The 4,440-nt window shown below is 65.7% G+C and carries 3 protein-coding genes; 1 reads left to right on the forward strand and 2 read right to left on the reverse strand.

Annotation, left to right across the window (positions count from 1 at the left end):
• A partial coding sequence (locus ACK4SV_RS15960) for an ectonucleotide pyrophosphatase/phosphodiesterase (RefSeq protein ID WP_409918835.1) occupies window positions 1–1,003 on the reverse strand: 1,003 nt, incomplete at its 3' end.
• A 181-nt stretch (window positions 1,004–1,184) separates the two neighbouring features.
• Here ACK4SV_RS15960 and ACK4SV_RS15965 point away from each other — a divergent pair.
• The gene (locus ACK4SV_RS15965) at window positions 1,185–3,155 is read left to right on the forward strand and encodes a S9 family peptidase (protein ID WP_409918836.1); all 1,971 of its coding nucleotides are present in this window, start codon (window positions 1,185–1,187) and stop codon (window positions 3,153–3,155) included.
• A gap of 61 nt (window positions 3,156–3,216) precedes the next feature.
• On the opposite strand, the gene ACK4SV_RS15970 is transcribed toward ACK4SV_RS15965, so the two are convergent.
• A complete protein-coding gene (locus tag ACK4SV_RS15970; protein ID WP_409918837.1) occupies window positions 3,217–4,224 on the reverse strand; it encodes an SDR family oxidoreductase in 1,008 nt (335 codons plus the stop codon).
• Window positions 4,225–4,440: the final 216 nt, after the last annotated feature.

The following is a 4,440-nucleotide window of genomic DNA, read 5'->3' on the forward strand; positions in this document are numbered from 1 at the left end:
AGCGGAAATGCGCCGGCATCTCGCCGCGCCGCCAGACCTTTACGTTCGGGTGGAAGTTGCTGAGTGCCTCATAGGCCTCATCGAGGGCCGGGCCCTGGCCATAGAGCTGGATCGAGGGCTGGGCCGAGCCGCCAAACGCGCCGGCAAATTGCGGCGACGTGATCTGGCTGTGGTCGATGAACTCGCCGATATCCAGGATCTTCGCGGTGTCGATCTCGGCCATGCCATGATCGGACACGATCAGGATCGTAGTCGTCTCCAGCAGGCCGCGCGCCTCGAGGCCCGCCACCAGTTGACCAACATAGCCGTCCACTTCAGCCACGGCCGCCGCAGTCTCCGGCGCATCTGGCCCGAAATAATGCCCGGCCGTGTCGACCCGGTCGAAATACACCGCCGCAAAGCGCGGGCGCATCTCTTCCGGGCCGTCATACCAGGCGAGCACTTCGTCGACGCGGTCTTGATAGGGCTTTTCATGGTCATACGGCGTCCAGCGCGTCGGGCGCATGCCCTCATGCGTCGTCTCGGAGCCAAGCCAGAACATGATGGACGAGGAAAGCCCCTGCTTCTCAGCCGTGATCCAGATCGGCTCGCCCTGCCACCAGCGGCTCTCGGTCGGCCCCGTGGCGCGGTCGAAAATCTCGTCCGCCTCGGCGTCATACGGCGCGTTCGCCACCATCCCGTGATTCTCGGGATAGAGGCCGGTTGCGATCGAATAGAAGTTCACGAAGGTCACGCTCGGCATCACCGGGATCATCGCCTCGGCCTTGACGCCGCGCGCTGCCAGCGCCTCGAGGTTCGGCGCGTCCCAGCGGGCGACCATGTCCGGATGCAGCCCGTCGAGCCCGATCAGCAGGACATTGCCTGCCTGGAGGGCCGCTTCGGCTGGCTCAGGCGCAACGGCAACGGCCACCGGCGCGTCTGTCTCGTCCACCGCCGTATGCGAACAGGCGGCGAGCCATGCTGCTGTAAATGCGATTGTCGTGAGGCGTGCGAGGCTTTTCATGGCGCTCTCCTTCTGCCGGGTCTTTGTAGATCTTTTGTCTTTGGGTCTTTGAGGGCCTTAGACCCCGATTGTATCGGTCATGTGAAGGGCGATGCGGCGAAAAAGTCCGGAAAAGGGATGACGCAGCGCCAAACCGGCCTAAACAGAACGTCATGTTTCATGACCAGACCGGGAGATCCTCATGACCCGCACATCCATCCGCCTGCTGTCTTCGGCGGCGCTTGCCCTTGTCCTCGCCGCCTGCGCCAGCGCGCCGGCCACGACCCTCGCCCCCGAAACCGCAACGGCCGCCACCCCCGCCCCCAGCGACCGCGTCACACGCGGCAATCTCGTCATGGAAGGCATCCCGGAGATCCCCGCCGACGTCTCCGAACGCATGGCGGCCTATGAGAATGTCCGCGGCCATGGCTTCCAGGACTGGACCGGCGAGGGCGGCATCCTGATCTCGACCCGCTTTGGCAATGTGAGCCAGATCCATGAAGTGCGCACCCCCGGCGGCGCCCGCCGCCAGCTGACCTTCTTCGAGGAGCCCGTCACATCCGCCAGCGTCAGCCCGGCCGGCGGCGCCTTCCTGTTCGCGCGCGACCGCGGCGGCGATGAATACTTCCAGGGCTACCGCTTCGACCTTGCCAGTGGGCGCATCAACGCCTTCACCGAACCCGGCACACGTAACGGCTCTGCCCTCTGGGCGCCGGACGGGTCCATCGCGGCTTGGGCGCGCACCAATCCGGGCGACCCGAACAATGACATCATCATCGGCAATCCGGCTGACCGTTCGACCACCCGCGTCGCCCTCGAAGGCGACGGCGCCATCGGCCCGGTCGGCTGGTCCCAGGACGGCTCGAAGCTGCTCCTGCAGCGCTATATCTCCATCGCCCAAAGCAAGCTGTTCACGCTGGATGTCGCGACCGGTGAGCTGACCGAGATCAACGAAGGCGACACCGTCGCTTATTCGGGCGCACGGCTGCTCGCCGATGGTTCGGTGCTGACGGCGACCGACAAGGATGACGAATTCACCAACCTCGTCCGCATCGCGCCGGATGGCACGATCACCAACTACACCGCCGACATCGACTGGGGCGTCTCCGACTGGACCCTGTCGCCGGACGGCACCACTGTCGCGCTGACGGTCAACGAAGGCGGCCTCGGCACGATCCGGCTGGTCGATGTCGAAACCGGCGTGGTCCGGCCCGGCCCGACCCTGCCCGTGGGCATCGCGTCCGGCCTCGTCTTCTCGCCGACCGGCAGCCATATCGGCTTCACCTTCAATGCGGCCAACAGCCCGGCTGATGCCTGGTCGTTCGATATCGCGACCCTGAACCTCACCCGCTGGACCGAGGCCGAAACCGGCGGCATCAATCCGGACATCTTCGTGGAGCCGGAACTCTTCACCTATCCGAACGATATCGGCATGGACATTCCGGCCTTTATCTACAAGCCGGAAGGCCCCGGCCCGCACCCGGTGATCATCTCGATCCATGGCGGCCCGGAAGCGCAGGCGCGCCCCGGCTTCAGCTCCGTGTTCCAATACTGGGTGAACGAGCTTGGCCTCGCCGTCGCTGTGCCGAACGTGCGCGGCTCGGCCGGCTACGGCAAGACCTATGTGTCGCTGGACAATGCGATGGAGCGCAAGCGCTCAGTCGAGGATATCGGCGCCCTGCTGGACTGGATTGCCACGCAGCCTGATCTCGATGCGGACCGCGTCATCGTCTATGGCGGCTCCTATGGCGGATACATGGTGCTCGCCTCGATGATCGATTATGGCGACCGGCTGGCCGGCGGCGTCAACATCGTCGGCATCTCGGACTTCAAGACCTTCCTGGAGAACACCGAGGGCTATCGCCGCGACCTGCGCCGCGCCGAATATGGCGATGAGCGCGACCCCGAGATCGCCGCCTTCTTCGACGAGATCTCACCCCTGCGCAATGCCGACCGGATCAACAAGCCGATCTTCATCATCCACGGCTACAACGACCCGCGTGTTCCGTACACGGAGGCCGAGCAGATCCTCGAAGCCGTCAAGGCCAACGGCGTCAAATCCTGGTTCCTGATGGCGATGGATGAAGGCCACGGCTTCCGCAAGCTCGCGAACCGCGCCGCCCAGCGCGAAGCCGAGACGATGTTCCTGAAGGAAATCCTCGGCCTCGACTGATCCGGCAATCAGCCCCGCTCACCCCCGCGCAGGCGGGGGCCTCGAGCGGGGCCAGCCTGACTTAACGCTCCAGCACGTCCTTGACCCATGGGCCGAAGGGCGAATTGCCGAGCATCGCCAGCTGCGCCTCATTGGTCGCCTCGTTGATGCCAAGCTGCGGCCGGTTGCCAGGATGCACCGCCACACGCAGCGGCCGCGTGCCGCGCGGCATCGCGATGATCTCCGCGATCTTGTTCGGAATGTCGGCCGGATCAGTCGTTCCGCCGCCGCCGCCCTCGCCCATGCCGGCCGTCAGTTCCGGATAGGCCGCCATCAGCTCCGGCGGGGTGCGGTCGCGTAGCGCGGCCGTCAGCGCATTGCGGTTACGCCAGATCTCGGTCGGATAGCCGCCCGGCTGGATGACCGTGATCTCGATGCCATGCGGCACGAGTTCATACGCCATCGCATCGCTCATCGCCTCCAGCGCAAACTTGGTCGGCGAATAATGCCCTGAGCCCGGCACGACCACGCGGCCAAGCTGCGACGAGATCTGGAAGATCTGGCCCTTCCCCGCCGCGCGCATCGCCGGCAGCACGGCCCGCGCCATCCGGTGCGGCCCGAACGTGTTGGTCTCGAAGGCGAGCATCGTCGCCTCCATGTCCTGCAGCTCGATCGGCCCGCTGAGGCCGATGCCGGCATTGTTGATCAGCACGTCCAGCGTGCCGCCCGTGCGTTCGAGCACTTCTGTGACCCCGGCGGTGACACTCTCATCCGACGTCACATCGATCTCGACCACTTCGATGGCGAGGCCCTCGGCGTCTGCCAGCGCCGTCAGCTCATCGGCTTCCGGGCGCGGCAGATTGCGCATGGTCGCGAACACCCGCGCGCCCAGCCGCGCATAGATCTCCGCCCCGACCCGGCCGAAACCGGAGGAGGAGCCGGTAATCAGGATCGTCTTGCCCGCCAGCGGCCCCTGGCCATTGATCTGCGCGCTCGTCTCGCCGAGTGCCTGCGGCGCTCCGCCCATCGCGCCCAGCACTGCCGCCGATCCGCCCAGCATCTGCCGGCGATTCACACCCCGTTTTGCCATGTTCGTCTCTCCGTGATTGCCTATCCTGCAGACAGGATAGGCAATCAGCGGGAGAAGACAAACAAAACCGGACTCAGCGCCGCGACGGCGCCGCGCCGGCCCGGCGGTGCGGGAAGTGCAGGACAGTTTCGACAATCGGCCGGCCGGACATATCCGCCGGCGTCGAGAGGATCTTTGTGGTCATCATGTCCTCGGTCAGTTCAAGGTGCATGAAGC

Source organism: Hyphomonas sp., assembly GCF_046313735.1.
Lineage (GTDB): Bacteria > Pseudomonadota > Alphaproteobacteria > Caulobacterales > Hyphomonadaceae > Hyphomonas.